Origin of the sequence: Pseudomonas sp. JDS08PS003, from assembly GCF_045013505.1 — a bacterium.
Classification (GTDB): Bacteria; Pseudomonadota; Gammaproteobacteria; order Pseudomonadales; family Pseudomonadaceae; genus Aquipseudomonas; species Aquipseudomonas protegens_B.
The window spans coordinates 6,897,002-6,913,605 of sequence record NZ_CP120724.1; the positions used below are offsets into that span (position 1 = coordinate 6,897,002).

General features: G+C 63.1%; 13 protein-coding genes. 4 read left to right on the forward strand and 9 right to left on the reverse strand.

Annotated elements, in window-relative coordinates:
- Positions 1 to 182 precede the first annotated feature (182 nt).
- From P7C00_RS30905 to P7C00_RS30915, 3 genes are all read left to right on the forward strand, one after another.
- Positions 183 to 1,232, forward strand: coding sequence for a type III polyketide synthase (locus P7C00_RS30905; protein WP_346633322.1), 1,050 nt, complete (start codon positions 183 to 185; stop codon positions 1,230 to 1,232).
- 112 nt (positions 1,233 to 1,344) lie between these two features.
- A complete protein-coding gene (locus tag P7C00_RS30910) occupies positions 1,345 to 2,622 on the forward strand; it encodes an MFS transporter (protein WP_346633323.1) in 1,278 nt (425 codons plus the stop codon).
- A gap of 6 nt (positions 2,623 to 2,628) precedes the next feature.
- Entirely contained in the window at positions 2,629 to 3,561 is a 933-nt protein-coding gene (locus P7C00_RS30915) for a fumarylacetoacetate hydrolase (protein ID WP_346633324.1), read from the forward strand.
- Positions 3,562 to 3,568: 7 nt separating this feature from the next.
- Here the strand turns inward: P7C00_RS30915 and gcvP are convergent, their stop codons facing one another.
- Positions 3,569 to 6,442, reverse strand: coding sequence for an aminomethyl-transferring glycine dehydrogenase (gcvP, locus tag P7C00_RS30920; protein WP_404937876.1), 2,874 nt, complete (start codon positions 6,440 to 6,442; stop codon positions 3,569 to 3,571).
- Positions 6,443 to 6,633: 191 nt separating this feature from the next.
- Here gcvP and P7C00_RS30925 point away from each other — a divergent pair, with 191 nt between their 5' ends.
- Positions 6,634 to 7,773: a DegT/DnrJ/EryC1/StrS aminotransferase family protein gene (locus tag P7C00_RS30925; RefSeq protein ID WP_346633326.1), complete on the forward strand. Its 1,140-nt coding sequence runs from the start codon at positions 6,634 to 6,636 to the stop codon at positions 7,771 to 7,773.
- A 60-nt stretch (positions 7,774 to 7,833) separates the two neighbouring features.
- On the opposite strand, the gene gcvH is transcribed toward P7C00_RS30925, so the two are convergent.
- From gcvH to pepP, 8 genes are all read right to left on the reverse strand, one after another.
- A complete protein-coding gene (gene gcvH, locus P7C00_RS30930; RefSeq protein WP_346633327.1) occupies positions 7,834 to 8,217 on the reverse strand; it encodes a glycine cleavage system protein GcvH in 384 nt (127 codons plus the stop codon).
- A gap of 51 nt (positions 8,218 to 8,268) precedes the next feature.
- Positions 8,269 to 9,351 carry a glycine cleavage system aminomethyltransferase GcvT gene (gcvT, locus tag P7C00_RS30935; protein WP_346633328.1) on the reverse strand — a complete coding sequence of 361 codons (1,083 nt, stop codon included), beginning with the start codon at positions 9,349 to 9,351 and terminating at the stop codon, positions 8,269 to 8,271.
- A 154-nt stretch (positions 9,352 to 9,505) separates the two neighbouring features.
- Positions 9,506 to 11,122, reverse strand: a complete 1,617-nt coding sequence (locus P7C00_RS30940; RefSeq protein ID WP_346633329.1) for an iron ABC transporter permease — start codon at positions 11,120 to 11,122, stop codon at positions 9,506 to 9,508.
- Positions 11,123 to 11,232: 110 nt separating this feature from the next.
- Positions 11,233 to 12,234 carry an extracellular solute-binding protein gene (locus P7C00_RS30945; protein WP_346633330.1) on the reverse strand — a complete coding sequence of 334 codons (1,002 nt, stop codon included), beginning with the start codon at positions 12,232 to 12,234 and terminating at the stop codon, positions 11,233 to 11,235.
- A 137-nt stretch (positions 12,235 to 12,371) separates the two neighbouring features.
- Positions 12,372 to 13,589 (reverse strand): 2-octaprenyl-3-methyl-6-methoxy-1,4-benzoquinol hydroxylase, encoded by a 1,218-nt coding sequence (locus P7C00_RS30950; protein ID WP_346633433.1) that lies wholly within the window; start codon positions 13,587 to 13,589, stop codon positions 12,372 to 12,374.
- Between the two features lie 9 nt (positions 13,590 to 13,598).
- A complete protein-coding gene (locus tag P7C00_RS30955) occupies positions 13,599 to 14,084 on the reverse strand; it encodes a DUF4442 domain-containing protein (RefSeq protein ID WP_346633331.1) in 486 nt (161 codons plus the stop codon).
- Positions 14,077 to 15,264 carry a 2-octaprenyl-6-methoxyphenyl hydroxylase gene (gene ubiH, locus P7C00_RS30960; RefSeq protein WP_404937877.1) on the reverse strand — a complete coding sequence of 396 codons (1,188 nt, stop codon included), beginning with the start codon at positions 15,262 to 15,264 and terminating at the stop codon, positions 14,077 to 14,079. The genes P7C00_RS30955 and ubiH overlap by 8 nt, the downstream gene beginning before the upstream one ends.
- Positions 15,261 to 16,595, reverse strand: a complete 1,335-nt coding sequence (gene pepP / locus P7C00_RS30965; RefSeq protein ID WP_346633333.1) for a Xaa-Pro aminopeptidase — start codon at positions 16,593 to 16,595, stop codon at positions 15,261 to 15,263. Before pepP ends, ubiH begins: the two co-directional genes overlap by 4 nt.
- Between the last annotated feature and the right edge of the window lie 9 nt (positions 16,596 to 16,604).

Sequence of the window (16,604 nt, forward strand, 5' to 3'; positions counted from 1 at the left end):
AGGCACCTTGAAGTTAGCCATTAAAATAAAATCCAACTTAAAAGTTACATCAACGGCCGCTTCACGCCTCGAAGTTGCCTTAAGGCCCTGATTTCCTTTAGGGCCTACAGATTCCTGTGCCTATGAACGGGGACTATCCCCAACCCTTAACTTATTGGCTTACTTAGCGCCAAGGACCCATCATGTCTACTCTTTGCCTTCCACACGTCATGTTTCCGCAACACAAGATCACCCAACAGCAGATGGTTGATCACCTGGAAAACCTCCACGCCGACCATCCGCGCATGGCCCTGGCCAAACGCATGATCGCCAACACTGAAGTCAATGAGCGCCATCTGGTACTGCCGATCGACGAACTGGCGGTACACACCGGCTTTACCCACCGCAGCATCGTCTATGAGCGTGAAGCCCGGCAGATGTCGTCGGCGGCGGCGCGCCAGGCCATCGAGAATGCCGGGTTGCAGATCAGCGACATCCGCATGGTGATCGTCACCTCCTGCACCGGCTTCATGATGCCGTCGCTGACCGCGCACCTGATCAACGATCTCGGCCTGCCCAATTCCACCGTGCAACTGCCGATCGCCCAACTGGGCTGCGTGGCCGGTGCCGCGGCCATCAACCGGGCCAACGATTTCGCCCGGCTCGATGCGCGCAACCACGTGCTGATCGTGTCCCTGGAGTTCTCTTCGCTGTGCTATCAGCCGGACGATACCAAGCTGCACGCCTTCATCTCCGCGGCGCTGTTCGGCGATGCGGTGTCGGCCTGCGTGCTGCGCGCCGATGACCAGGCCGGCGGCTTCAAGATCAAGAAGACTGAGTCGTTCTTCCTGCCCAAGAGTGAGCACTACATCAAGTATGACGTGAAGGATACCGGCTTCCACTTCACCCTCGACAAGGCGGTAATGAACTCCATCAAGGACGTGGCACCGGTCATGGAGAAGCTCAACTACGACAGCTTCGAACAGAACTGCGCGCACAACGACTTCTTCATCTTTCACACCGGGGGACGCAAGATCCTCGACGAGTTGGTGATGCACCTGGACCTGGCCTCGAACCGGGTCTCGCAATCACGCAGCAGCCTCTCGGAAGCCGGCAACATCGCCAGCGTAGTGGTGTTCGACGTACTCAAGCGGCAGTTCGATTCCAACCTGAATCGAGGCGATATCGGCCTGCTGGCAGCCTTCGGCCCGGGCTTCACCGCGGAAATGGCCGTCGGAGAGTGGACCGCCTGAAGGGAAACCCTGCGCCAGTCCGACCTGACGTTGCCAGGCTGAAAGGCAACGTCAGGCCGCACCCTCACGGCGCACCGCGCCGGGTTCATGGTTTTCACAAGGAAGCTGAGCGATGAACGCTGGAATACCAACCACGGCTGCCGACAGCCGTTACGAAAGATCCATGGTGGTGTTGCTGTCACTGAGTTTCGGGCTGGTGGGGCTGGATCGCTTCATCATCCTGCCGCTGTTTCCGGTGATCATGCACGACCTGCAACTGGACTATCAGGACCTGGGCTACCTGTCGGCCGCGCTGGCCTTCACCTGGGGACTATCCGCTCTGGGCATGGGCAGCGTGATTGACCGCCTGGGAACCCGTCGCGTACTGGTGGTTTCCATCGCGGTCCTGTCGTTGCTGTCCGGTTTCTCCGCACTGGCCACCGGCGTACTGGGGCTGGTGACTCTACGGGGACTGATGGGCATCTGCGAAGGTGCCTTCACGCCGACGAGCATCATTGTCACTAACGAAGTCTCGCGCCCCGACCGACGCGGACAGAACCTGGGCATCCAGCAGGCGCTGTTTCCGATTCTCGGCCTATGCCTGGGACCGCTGATCGCCGCCAGCCTGCTGCAACTTACCGGCTCCTGGCGTGCGGTCTTCGCGATCATCGCCCTGCCCGGCCTGCTGTTGGCCGGCTACCTGTGGAAGGTCTACCGACCGCTGCCCGCGGCGCCCTGCGTGCAACTCGCCGGTACTGCCAGAAGCCACTGGCTAGCGGCCTTCAAGAGCGGCAATGTTCGCCTGAACATCCTCATGATGTTCTGCATCCTGACTTGCCAGTTCGTGCTATGCGCCATGCTGCCCAGTTACCTGACCGACCACCTGCACCTGGAAACCCTGTCAATGGCCTTTGTCATTTCGGCCATTGGCCTGGGCGGTTTCATCGGCCAATTGATCATTCCCGGAATGTCCGACCGCCTCGGACGCAAACCGGTGGTATCGGCCTGTTTCATGACCAGCAGCACCCTGGTGGGCCTGCTGATCGTCAGCCCGGCGATTCCCTGGCTGCTGTTTCTGCTGTTGTTCCTGCTGTCGTTTTTCAATTTCAGTCTGATCTGCATGACAGTCGGCCCGCTGACCAGTGAATCCGTGGCCCCGGCCCTGCTGCCGACGGCGACCGGGATTGTCGTGGGTTTCGGCGAAATTCTCGGGGGCGGGCTGTCCCCGGCCGTGGCCGGGTTTGCCGCCAGCCATTTCGGCCTGCCGTCGATCCTGTACGTGGCCCTGAGCGGCAGCCTGATCGGCTTGCTGATGTCATTTCTGCTCAAGGAAAGTGCGCTCGAACCTCGCCGGACGCGAGCCCCCGAGCCGCTGCCCATCCTCCCCGCCCCCTTGCCCCTGAAGGACTAGAGAATCATGGACGATTACCTGCTGTTGCTGGATGTCTGCCACAAGGAACAGCGCACCATCGGGCTGTTCGACTTTCACAATGGTCGCAGCATGCACGCCCTGTCCGAACACGGTGGGTTATACGAAACCCTGCATTTCTGCGCCCGCCGGCACCTGGATTGGGGCGAGTACCTGCGCAGCCTGCCAACCCATCCGCAACAGCCTCCCGAGGGACACCCGCAAGGGCCGCTGCGTCCGCCACTCAAGCCCAGCGACAGCCTGCTGGCCCAGGTCAGCGAGGTCACCCTGAACACCCCGAACACCCGCCAGGGCTGGTTCTACAAGGGCAACGGCAGCCTGCTCAAGACCGACGGCGAGGCGCTGATGATCCCGTATCACGCCCTGAGTATTTGCAGTCAGCCAGGCGTGATGTGCGTGTATCTGGTGGACCACTTCAAGCAACTGCGCTTTGTCGGCTTCAGCCTGGGTCATGACATCCATGACCCGCTGCTCAGCCGCCAGGACGCCAGTTCCTGCGCACAATCACGCCTGCGCCAGTGCGCCATCACTCCGGCGCTGATCCTCGGCGAGCTGCAGAGCAGCCTGTCACTCAATGTACGGGTTGAACGCCAGGGCGTGCAGTTGTCCTACCTCAGCTATCGCCTCGATCTGCAGAACTGGTGGGCGATCCGCAAATACTCCCAGGCGTTCCTCGAACAGCATGAGCAGTTCCTGCAACCGGGCATGGTCCACTACGTGTTTCACAGTGCCTGCCGGCGCGAGAGCGAACTGCAGTTGCAACACGGCGACTGGCTGGACCTGGACTGCCCGGAACTGGAACTGGGCCTGAGCAACCAGGTCATCGAAGAAGAACTGCTGCACCTCTATCCCCTGGAAACTCAACCATTACGGCGCAACACCCAAGGCAGTCGTCCGACGCGGCTACACCCCCCCTACTGAGGCGAATTCAGCGATAGGCCTCCACCGGAACACAGGCGCAGAACAGATTGCGATCGCCGTAGACGTTGTCCACCCGGTTCACCGCCGGCCAGTACTTGTGGGCCCGGGCGTGGGCGCTGGGCAGCACCGCCTGCTCGATGCTGTAGGGCCGCTCCCAGATCCCGGTGATGTCCGCCAGGGTATGGGGCGCGCCCTTGAGCGGATTGTCTTCGGCCGGCCAATTGCCCTCCTGGACCTGGGCGATCTCGGCACGAATGCTCAGCATGGCCTCGACAAAGCGGTCCAGCTCGGCCTTGGACTCGCTTTCTGTGGGTTCCACCATCAGCGTGCCCGGCACCGGGAACGACATGGTCGGGGCATGGAAACCGTAGTCCATCAGACGCTTGGCCACATCCTCCTCGGTAATCCCGGTCAGGGCCTTGAGCGGCCGCAGGTCGAGAATGCATTCGTGGGCCACTCGGCCATTGCGCCCGCTATAGAGCACCGGGAAGGCACCACTGAGCTGGGCGGCCAGGTAATTGGCGGCGAGGATCGCCACCTCGCTGGCATCCGCCAGTTGCGGCCCCATCAGGGCGATGTACATCCAGCTGATTGGCAGGATACTGGCGCTGCCCCAGGGCGCCGCGCTGACCGCGCCATTCTCTGCAAGCGGCCCGTCGATCGGCACCACCGGATGATTGGCGACAAAGGGCGCCAGATGGGCGCGCACGCCGATGGGTCCCATCCCCGGCCCGCCGCCGCCATGGGGAATGCAGAACGTCTTGTGCAGGTTCATGTGCGAGACATCGGCGCCGATGTCCGCAGGTCGGGCCAGGCCCACCTGGGCATTGAGATTGGCGCCGTCCATGTACACCTGGCCGCCGTGGCTGTGGATAACTTCACAGATATGGCTGATGCCCTCTTCATAGACGCCATGGGTCGAGGGGTAAGTGGCCATCAGGCAGGACAGCCGATCGCCGGCGGCCTGGGCCTTGACCGTCAGATCCTCCAGGTCGACGTTGCCGGCCTCATCGCACTCGACGATCACCACCTGCATCCCGGCCATCTGCGCCGAAGCCGGATTGGTGCCATGGGCCGAGGCCGGTATCAGGCAAATGTGCCGCCCCCCTTGCTGGCGGCTCTCGTGGTAACGACGAATGGCCAGTAACCCCGCGTACTCGCCCTGGGCACCGGAATTGGGCTGCATGCAGATGGCATCGAAGCCGGTGATCGCGCACAACCAACGCTCCAGTTCCTCGATCATCAAGGTGTAACCAGCGGCCTGTTCCCGGGGGGCGAAGGGGTGCAGATTGGCGAACTCCGGCCAGGTGATGGGGATCATCTCGCTGCTGGCATTGAGCTTCATGGTGCAGGAGCCCAGGGGGATCATCGACTGGTTGAGCGCCAGGTCCTTGTTCTCCAGTTGCTTGAGGTAGCGCAGCATCTCGGTTTCGCTGTGATGGGCGCTGAACACTGGATGGGTCAGGTAGGGGCTGCGGCGCAACAAGCTGTCAGGAAGACCCGAGGCCAGCGACTCGGCATCCAGTTCGGCGACGTCCAACCCATGGTCCGCGCCGAGAAACACGTCCAGCAGCCGGGCCACGGTGGTTTCGTCACAGGTCTCATCGAGGCTCAGGCCCAACTGGCCACGACCGAGAATCCGCAGGTTGATCTGCAGCGCCTTGGCGCTCTCGATGATCGCGGTCTGGCTACCGCCCACCTCCAGGGTCAAGGTGTCGAAAAAGTGCCGGTTGACCCGCGCTATGCCGTGGCGTTCGAGGCCCGCAGCGAGGATGCAAGTCAAGCGATGCACCCGCTGGGCAATGCGCTTGAGGCCGGCCGGACCGTGATAGACCGCATAGAAGCTGGCGATGTTGGCCAACAACACCTGGGCGGTGCAGATATTGGAGTTGGCCTTCTCGCGGCGGATATGTTGCTCGCGGGTTTGCAGGGCCATGCGCAAGGCCACCTGTCCCCGGGCATCCTTGGACACGCCGATGATGCGCCCGGGCATCGCCCGCTTGTACTCGTCGCGACAAGCGAAAAACGCTGCGTGAGGACCGCCGTAGCCCATGGGCACGCCAAAGCGCTGGGAGGAACCCAGGACCACATCGGCCCCCAGCTCGCCGGGCGGGGTCAGTACCAGCAGACTGAGCAGATCGGCGGCCACACAGGCCAGGGCCTGCTGGGCATGCAATTGATCGATCAACGGCCGCAGGTCGCGGATCTCGCCGTGGGTATCCGGGTACTGCAACAGCGCGCCAAACACCTGATGCGTAGACAAGTTATCCACAGCGTCGACGATCACCTCGAAACCGAAACCCTCGGCCCGGGTGCGCACCACGGAGATAGTCTGGGGATGGCAGTGTTCATCGACAAAAAACAGATTGCTCCTGGACTTGGCCACGCGCTTGGCCAGCGCCATGGCCTCGGCCGCTGCGGTGGCCTCGTCCAGCAAAGAGGCATTGGCCAGATCGAGGCCGGTGAGGTCGATGGTCATCTGCTGGAAGTTCAGCAGGGCTTCGAGCCGGCCCTGGGCGATTTCCGGTTGGTAGGGCGTGTAGGCGGTGTACCAACCGGGGTTTTCCAACACGTTGCGCAGGATGACCGTCGGCGTCAGGGTGCCGTGGTAACCCATGCCGATCAGGCTGGTCCAGACCTGGTTCTGCGAGGCATAATCCTTGAGCTTGGCCAGGGCCGCCTGCTCGTCCAGTGCCGGCGGCAGGTCCAGGGCGCGGTTGAGGCGGATTCCCGGCGGCACCGTCTGCTCGATCAGCTCGATCCGACTGCCCAGCCCGAGACTGGCGAGCATCGCCTGCTGCTCCTCGGCATCGGGCCCCAGGTGCCGGTGGAGAAATGCGTTGGGCTCGCGTAACTGGCTCAGGGATGGCGACGGGGACATGGCAGGCTCTCTCCGATAAGCGGCGCTCAGCGTCGATGCAACAGGGTGCCAAGCAGCATAGCAGCCGATTCCCCGCGTCGACGCGCTGGCATCCCGAGGCAATCGGTACCATCATGCACAGCGTTCGCGCGCCGGCCCCGGTGCGCCTCAACCCCTGCTCTCATCGTCCGCTTATCGGGTGCCCCATCGTCATGAACCAACAGCCTTTCCTGCCGTTCTCCAAACCCACCATCGATGAATCCACCATCGCCGCCGTCGGCGAAGTGCTGCGTTCGGGCTGGATCACCAGCGGCCCCAAGGTCCAGGCTTTCGAGGCCCAGCTCTCGGAGTTCTTCGGCGGACGCACGGTACGCACCTTCAACTCCGGCACCTGCACCATGGAGATCGCCTTGCGCATTGCCGGCATCGGCCCTGGAGATGAAGTCATCACCACGCCGATTTCCTGGGTGGCCACCGCCAACGTGATCCTCGAAGTCGGCGCCACGCCGGTGTTCGCCGATATCGATCCAATCACCCGCAATATCGACCTGGATCAAGTCGAAGCCGCCATCACCCCGCGTACCAAGGCCATCATCCCGGTGTACCTCGCCGGCCTGCCGGTGGACATGAGCCGCCTCTATGCCCTGGCCAAGAAGCACGGCCTGCGGGTGGTCGAAGATGCCGCCCAGGCCCTGGGCTCCAGCTGGGATGGCCAACGCATCGGCGCCGGTGGCGACTTCGTGTCCTTCAGCTTCCAGGCCAACAAGAACGTCACCTCTTCAGAGGGCGGCTGCCTGGTACTCAACACACCGGAGGAAGTGCGCCTGGCCGAGAAGTACCGCCTGCAAGGCGTGACCCGCAACGGCTTCGACGGCTTGGATGTGGATGTGCTGGGGGGCAAGTTCAACATGACCGACGTCGCCGCTGCCATCGGCCTGGGCCAGTTCGCCCATATCGAGGCGATCACCGCCCACCGCCGTGAGCTGGCCCGGCACTACTTCGAATGCTTCGGCAGCGACTTCGAGGCCCGCTATGGCGCCCAGCTACCGCCGGCGGATTTCAGCAACAGCAACTGGCACCTGTTCCAACTGGTGCTGCCGGAGCGCAAGGACGGCAAGCCGGCTCGCGCCACCTTCATGGAGCAGATGCAGGAACGGGGCATCGGCATCGGCTATCACTACCCGCCGATCCACTTGCTGAGCCTGTACCGCGAGCGCGGTTTCAAGGAGGGAATGTTCCCGGTGGCGGAACGGGTCGGTCGTCTGATCGTCTCGTTGCCAATGTTCACTGCCATGAGCAAGGCCGACGTGGAACGTGCGGTGGCGGCAGTGAAAGAGGTGTTGCAGGCTTAAGCATCTTCGCGAGCAAGCTCGCTCCTGCAGAACGGGAGCGGGCCTGCTTGCAGGAACGGCTTACTCGCCGATGGCAGCCTTGTAGCCGGCAGCGTCCAGCAGCTTGTCCAGATCGGCCGGGTTGCTTGGCTTGAGCTTGAAGATCCAGGCACCGTAGGGGTCGCTGTTGAGCAGCTCGGGGCTGGCGCTCAACTCTTCGTTGACGGCGATCACTTCACCAGCCACCGGGGCATAGATGTCGGAAGCGGCCTTGACCGACTCCACCACACCCGCCTGGTCCCCTGCGCCAAACACGTTGCCAACTTCCGTCAGCTCGACGAATACCACATCGCCCAGGGCTTCCTGGGCGTGGTCGCTAATACCCACAGTCACACTGCCGTCGGCTTCCAGACGGGCCCATTCGTGACTATCGGCAAAACGCAGGTGGGCAGGGATATCGCTCATGTTCAGTGTCCTCAAGAAGAAATGTCAGCGGCGCAATGCCGGTGCAAAAAGTTAGATCAAGGTTTTGCCATGGCGCACGAAAGTCGGTTTGACCACCCGAACCGGGTACCACTTGCCACGGATTTCCACTTCAGCACGGTCGGCGGTGGCCATCGGCACCCGCGCCAGTGCGATCGATTTACTCAGCGTAGGGGAGAAACTACCACTGGTGATCTCACCTTCGCCAACATCGGCGATGCGAACCACCTGATGTGCGCGCAAAACCCCGCGCTCTTCCAGGACCAGGCCCACCAATTTCTGCTTTATCCCAGATGCTCGCTCGGCCTCCAGGGCGGTGCGGCCGATGAATTTGCGCGAGGCCGGTTCCCAGGCAATGCTCCAGGCCATGTTCGCCGCCAGGGGCGAGACGTCCTGGTGAATGTCCTGGCCATAGAGGTTCATGCCGGCTTCCAGACGCAGGGTATCCCGGGCGCCCAGACCGATGGGCGAGATCCCCGCCCCCACCAGATCGTTGAAAAAGGCCGGTGCCTGGTCGGCGGGCAGGACGATCTCCAGACCGTCCTCACCGGTGTAGCCGGTGCGGGCAATGAACCAGTCACCGTCGAAACCGGCTTCGAATGGCTTGAGCTGCTGGATCAGCGTACCGCGCGACTGGGTCACCAGTTCGGCAATCTTGTTGCGCGCCTGTGGGCCCTGGATCGCCAGCATCGCCAGCTCCGGGCGCTCACGTAACTGCACCTGGAAATCCCCCAGCTGCGCCTGCATCCAGGCCAGGTCCTGGTCACGGGTCGCGGCGTTGAGCGCCAGGCGATAAGCGTCTTCGAGGCGATAGACGATCATGTCGTCGACGATGCCGCCATGTTCGTTGAGCATGGTGCTGTACAGAGCCTGGCCGGGTCTTTGCAGACGCTCGACATCATTGGCCAGCAACTGCTGGAGCCAGGCCTTGGCCTGGGCACCGCTGACATCGATCACGGTCATGTGGGATACATCGAACACACCGCAATCACGTCGCACCTGATGGTGCTCCTCGACCTGCGAGCCGTAATGCAAAGGCATATCCCAACCGCCAAAATCGACCATTTTCGCGCCGAGGGCGAGATGCAGGTCATACAGAGGCGTACGCTGTCCCATGGGTTTCTCCTTCCGGGCGTGGCGAGGGTGCGGACTGGCGCTGCTAGGGTGAAAGCCTTGAAATAGATGGCTTACAGCCGATTTCAGCGTCCCGGCCAAACAACAGGCCGCACCGAATGCCGCGCATTGTAGCCGCAAGGTGGAAGGCTGGCACCTAACCGATTCGATGGGCCGAGCGACGAATCAGGCCAATCACCGGCAGCAGCCCCACCAGCACCAAGGTCAGTGCCGGCAACGAAGCTCGCGCCCACTCCCCTTCACTGGTCATTTCGAAGATCCGCACCGCCAGCGTGTCCCAGCCGAACGGGCGCATCAGCAAGGTGGCGGGCATTTCCTTGAGCACATCGACGAACACCAGCAAGGCGGCGCTCAAGGTCCCGGGCAGCAACAGCGGCAGATACACTTTGAAAAACAGTCGCGGGCCGCTGACTCCGAGGCTGCGCGCCGCTTCAGGCAACGAGGGGCGAATCCGCTCCAGGCTGTTTTCCAGGGGCCCGTAGGCCACCGCGATAAAACGCACCAGATAGGCCAGCAACAAGGCGGACAGGCTGCCCAGCAACAGCGGCTTGCCGGCCCCGCCCAACCAGCCGGAAAGCGGGATCACCAGTTCCCGGTCCAGGTAGCTGAAAGCCAGCATGATCGATACCGCCAGCACCGAGCCGGGCAAGGCGTAACCGAGATTGGCCAGGCTGACCCCGGCCCGGATGCCTCGGGTCGGCGCCAGGCGTCGGGCGAATGCCAACAGCAACGCCACGCTGACGGTGATCAGCGCCGCCATCCCTCCCAGGTACAGGGTGTGGACAATCAGCCCGGCATAGCGCTCATCCAGGTCGAAGCGCCCGCGCTGCCAGAACCACACCAGCAATTGCAGCAGCGGGATCACGAAGGCACAGGCGAATACCAGCAGACACCAGCCCGTGGCCGCAACGGCCTTGAGTCCAGACAGGTGGTACAACGCCTTGCCCCGTGGCCGCTCGTGGCCGGTGCGACTGGCGCCACGGGCGCGTCGTTCGCCGTACAGCACCAGCATCACCGCCAGCAGCAACAGGCTGGCCAGCTGTGCGGCGCTGGAGAGACTGAAAAAGCCGTACCAGGTCTTGTAGATGGCGGTAGTGAAGGTATCGAAGTTGAACACCGACACCGCGCCGAAATCCGCCAGGGTCTCCATCAGTGCCAGGGCGACCCCAGCGCCGATGGCCGGCCGCGCCATGGGCAGCGCCACACGCCAAAAGGCCTGCCAGGGCGACTGTCCAAGCACTCGGGCGGCCTCCATCAACCCTTTGCCCTGGGCCAGGAAGGCGTTGCGTGCCAACAGGTAGACGTAGGGATAGAACACCAGCACCAGCACCAGGATCACACCGCCGGTGGAGCGCACTCTCGGTAGCCGCAACCCGGTGCCGAACCAATCCCGCAGCAGGCTTTGCACCGGTCCGGAAAAATCCAGCAGGCCGACGAAGACAAAGGCCAGTACATAGGCCGGGATCGCGAAAGGCAGCATCAGCGCCCAATCCAGCCAGCGCCGCCCGGGAAACTCGCAGAGGCTGGTGAGCCAGGCCAGGCTCACTCCCAGCAGGGTCACACCCACACCCACCCCAAGCACCAGGGTCAGGGTGTTGCTCAGCAGACGCGGCATCTGGGTATCCCACAGGTGGGACCAGATCTGCTGATCGACGGCCTGCCAGGACAACAGCAACACGCTGAGCGGCAGCAGGACCAGGGCCGCTACGGCGAAGACCAGGGGATACCAGCGACGTTGGGCGGGATGGGCCACAAAAAGCTCTCGGGCAGATGGGACAGACAAACGTGCTTGCGGACAGCGTTGGTGGCGAGGGCCGTTAAAGAAAACGCCCCGCAAAAGCGGGGCGCAGTATAACGGCAGGCTCAGTTCCAGCCAGCGCGGTCCATCAAGCGGATGGCTTCGGCCTGGCGCTTGCCGGCGATCTCAACCGGCAAGGTATCGGCGACGAACTTGCCCCAGCTGGCCACTTCCGCAGAAGGCGCCACCGCCGGGTTGGCCGGGAACTCCTGGTTGACGTCGGCGAAGATCTTCTGCGCTTCAGGCGTGGTCATCCACTCCACCAGCGCCTTGGCCGCCTCCGGATGCGGCGCGTGCTTGGTCAGGCCGATACCCGACAGGTTGACGTGCACCCCGCGATCGCCCTGGTTCGGCCAGAACAGCTTCACCGCCAGATCTGGCTTCTGCTTGTGCAGGCGGCCGTAGTAGTAGGTGTTGACGATGCCAACGTCACACTGACCGGCGTTGATCGCATCCAGCACCGCGATGTCATCGGAGAACACATCGGTGGACAGGTTGTTGACCCAGCCCTTGACGATCTCTTCGGTTTTCTCGGCACCATGGGTTTCGATCAGGGTGGCGGTCAGCGACTGGTTGTAGACCTTCTTCGCGGTACGCAGGCACAGACGGCCTTCCCACTGCTTGTCGGCCAGGGCTTCATAGGTGGTCAGTTCGGAAGGTTTGACCCGGTCCGTAGAGTAGGCCAGGGTCCGCGCCCGCAGGCTCAGGCCGGTCCAGGCGTGGTTGGAAGAGCGATATTGCAGGGGAATGTTGCTGTCGATGACCTTGGAGGTGAACGGTTGCAGGATGCCCATCTGCTCGGCTTGCCAGAGGTTGCCGGCGTCCACGGTGAGCAGCAGGTCGGCGGTGGCGTTTTCGCCTTCGGCCTTGATCCGCTGCATCAACGGCGCTTCCTTGTCGGTGATGAACTTGATCTTCACCCCGGTCTTCTGGGTGTAGGCATCGAACACCGGCTTGATCAGCTCATCGATACGCGAGGAGTAGACCACGACTTCATCGGCAGCATGGGCGGTGCCGCCGATGAGTGTGAGTGCCAGGGCGGTCAGTAGACGCTTCGGTGCCAACATGGGAGCAGTCTCTCGATTTCAAAATGAGGCGAAATGATAAGGACTCCCATTTGCCATCTCAACCGAACCCGGCGCCGAGGAGTTACCAGATGTTGCGTAGGGTCGTCCTCTCAGACGCTTCGCCGGCCAGCCGGCTCCTACGCTCTGGCCAGTTCCGGGAGATCGCCGCTCAGGCCCAGTGCCTGACGCACGAACAGCGCTTTGGCCTCGGGCATCTGGTCGATCACCTTGAGGCCGGTGTTGCGCAGCCAGCGCATGGGCAGCGGGTCGGCCTGGAACAACCGCTCGAAGCCCTCCATGGCAGCCATCAGCGCCAGGTTGTGAGGCATGCGCCGGCGCTCGAAACGGCTCAGCACCTTGACCTCGGCCAAGCGCTCGCCACGGCTGGCCGCTTGCAGCAGCACTTCGGCCAGCACCGCAGCATCGAGGAAGCCCAGATTGACCCCCTGCCCCGCCAGCGGATGAATGGTGTGGGCAGCATCGCCGATCAGCGCCAGGCCTTCGGCCACGTAACGCTTGGCGTGGCGCTGGCGCAGCGGTACACAGAGCCGCGGGTCGGCACCGAGCACCTTGCCTAAACGGCCTTCGAAGGCGCGCTCCAGCTCAGCGCAAAACGCCGTGTCATCCAGAGCCATCAGGCGTTCGGCCTCGGTGGGCGTGGTGGACCAGACAATGGAGCACCAATCGTGCTGCCCATCCCGTACCAGCGGCAAAAACGCCAGCGGGCCGGTATCGGTGAAACGTTGCCAGGCCGTCAGTTGATGCGGCTGACTGCTACGCACGCTGGTAACAATGGCGTGGTGCAGGTAATCCCACTCGCGGGTGGCGCAGCCGGTCAGGCGACGTACGGCCGAATTGGCACCATCCGCGGCGATCACCAACGGCGCGCGCAGCACTCGGCCGTCCGCCAGGGTCAGCAACCAGTCATCACCTGAGCGGCGCATCTGCTCCAGGCGGGCGTTGGCCAACAAACCGATGTCGCATTCGTGCAAACGCTCGAGCAAGGCGTCCTGCACCACGCGGTTCTCGACGATATGCCCCAGCACCTCGGCATGCACGCTGGAGGCCGAGAAATGGATCTGCCCGGTGCCGCTGCCGTCCCAGACCTGCATGTCGCAGTAGGGGCTGCTGCGCCGTCCGGCAATACCGTCCCAGGCGCCAAGGCGCTGCAGAATCCGCTGGCTGGCGGCCGACAAGGCACTGACCCGCGGTTCGAACGGCGACTCGGCGTCGAAGGGTTTGACACTCAGGGAGCCGCCATCGAGCAGCAGCACTTCCAGGCCACTGCCCTGCAACGCCAACGCCAAGGCACTGCCGACCATTCCGGCTCCGACAATCAGCACATCTGCGCGCATTTCCATGCTTTAGGCCTGTCTCGCTTGCGGCTTGAGCCGCACATAAAGGGTTTTATCGACCCGCGCCACCAGGGTGCCGGAGCCGTCATGAATCTCGACCTGCAACTGCGGCAGGTACTTCTCGCCACTGGCAGTCTGCCGACAAACCTCGTCGAGCAACGCCTGGTCGATGCTGAACCGAGCAAACACCGGGCCCTTGCCCGGAGCGATGAAATCGATGGCTGCGGCCTTGTCCCAGACGATGTAGTCGCGCCCCAGGTTCTCCATGAGCATCAGCATGAAGAACGGGTCCACCATCGAATACAGGCTGCCACCGAACTGGGTGCCGACATAGTTGCGGTTGTACCAGCCCAGGCCCATGGAGACCTGGACTTCGCGGAAATCCGCACTGATCTGGCGAATCCGTACACCGGCCCCAAGGTAGGGTGGATACAGGTTCAACACCCAGCGTAAAAGACGCGCCTTACCGACGCGTCGGGTCAACCACTCACGCATCCGGACGAGTGCCCAGGCCCATGGCCTGGCGCGCGAACCAGCGCTTGGCCGGGGGCAACAGGTCCAGCCCGAGCAAACCAAGATTGCGCCCCACCGACAGCAGCGGCAGCTTGCTACCGAACAGCCGCGTAACCTGATCGGAGAAACCCACGGTCAGGTTCTGGTCCAGGCGCTGGCGCTCGCGATAAGCCTGCAGCACGGCAAAGTCGCCCGGCTGCTGCTCGCTGGCCAGCAAGGCATCCGCCAGGGCCTGGGCATCGCGCAACGACAGGTTGAAACCCTGCCCGGCAATCGGATGCAGGCTGTGGGCGGCATTGCCCAGCACCACCAGATGGGGGCGTACCTGCTCTTCGGCTTCTACCAGAGACAGCGGATACAGATGCCGCGCCCCCACTTGCTTCAAGGTGCCCAGACGATAACCGAATACGCCCTGCAATTCGCTGAGGAAACTACGGTCATCCAGGTCGGCCAGACGCTGAGCGTCCATGCCCTGGCGGGTCCAGATCAACGCGCAGCGATTTTCCGGCAATGGCAGCAACGCCATCGGCCCGTCATCGGTGAAGCGCTCGAAGGCCATGCCATTGTGGGCTTCGCTGGGGGTGATGTTGGCAATCAGCGCGCTCTGGTTATAGGGGCGATTCTTGACCCCGATACCCAACTGTTCACGCAGGCCGGAGCGGCCACCGTCGGCGAGCACCGCGAGGTCGCATTCCAACGTGGTTTCGTCATTCAGGGTCAGGCGATAGCCGCCTTCCAGAGGTTCCAGGCGGGTGACTTCCGCCGGGCAGCGCCAACTGATCACGTCCTTGTCCAGGCCTTGCCACAGGCACTGGCCGAGCCAGGCGTTTTCCACCACATAACCCAGGGCCGGAACCCCTTCTTCCATGGCCGACAGGCGCGCGGTGGAAAACCGCCCGCGGTCGGACACGTGAATCTGCTTGATCGGCTCGGCGCGCCGGGAAATCGCCTGCCACAGGCCCAGGCGCTGATAGATCTGCCGGGCGCCAAAGGACAGGGCCGAGGAGCGGGCATCGTAGCTGGGCTGGAAACTGTCGCCGGGGGCAAAGGGTTCGATCAGCACGATCTTCCAGCCCCGGGCTTTGGCTCCGGCCTGCAGGGCCAGGGCCAGGCTGGCGCCGACCAGGCCGCCGCCGATGATTGCCAGATTGACCCGGTTCATGAGGCCTGGACCTGGGCAGCAGCCATCAGCGCCTCGATCTCGGCGACGCTTTTCGGCACGCCACCTGTCAGAATTTCACAGCCCTGCTTGGTCACTACCACGTCGTCCTCGATGCGCACGCCAATGCCGCGCCACTTCTTCGCCACTTGCTGGTTGTCCGGGGAGATGTAGATGCCCGGCTCCACGGTCAGCGCCATGCCGACCTCCAACACCCGCCACTCGCCGCCGACCTTGTATTCGCCGACATCGTGTACATCCATGCCCAGCCAGTGCCCGGCGCGGTGCATGTAAAACGCCTTGTAGGCCTCGCTGGCGATCAGTTCGTCGACCTCGCCTTCCAGCAGGCCCAGTCTCACCAGGCCGGCTGTGATCACCCGAACCGTCGCCTCATGGGCCTGGTTCCAGTGCTTATTCGGGGCGATCTCGGCAAATGCCGCTTCCTGGGACGCCAGCACCAACTCGTAGATCGCCTTCTGCTCGGGAGAGAACTTGCCATTGACCGGCCAGGTACGGGTGATATCGCTGGCGTAGCAGTCGATTTCACAACCGGCGTCGATCAACACCAGATCACCGTCCTTGAGCAGGGCGTCATTCTGTTGGTAGTGCAGGATGCAGCTGTTGCGCCCCGCCGCGACGATGGAGCCATAGGCCGGCATCTTCGCTCCCCCCTTGCGGAACTCGTAGTCCAGTTCGGCTTCCAGGCTGAATTCGTACAGCCCGGCGCGACTGGCCTGCATGGCCCGGATATGGGCCTGGGCGGAAATCCGCGCAGCCTCGCGCATCACCTTCACTTCTGCCGCCGATTTATACAGACGCATGTCGTGCAGCAGATGATCCAGGGCAACGAACTCGTTCGGCGGCTGGGCGCCAAGGTGCGCTTTAGAGCGGATCACGTTGATCCAGTCCATCAGGTGGCGATCGAATTCCGGGTTGCTGCCCATGGCCGAATAGACCCGGTCACGACCTTCGATCAGGCCCGGGAGAATGTCGTCGATATCGGTGATGGGAAATGCATCGTCCGCGCCGTAGTCACGGATCGCGCCTTCCTGGCCGGCCCGCAGGCCATCCCACAGTTCCCGTTCGGCATTGCGCTCACGACAGAACAGCACGTACTCGCCATGCTCGCGACCGGGCATCAGCACGATCACGGCCTGGGGCTCGGGAAAACCGCTGAGGTATTGGAAATCACTGTCCTGACGGTAGACGTGCTCCACATCGCGGTTGCGAATGGCCACGGCCGCCGCCGGCAGGATCGCAATGCTGTTGGGCTCCATCTGCGCCATGAGCGCCTTGCGGCGACGGCTGTATTCCGCTCTAGGGATATGAATCATGGGCAGATG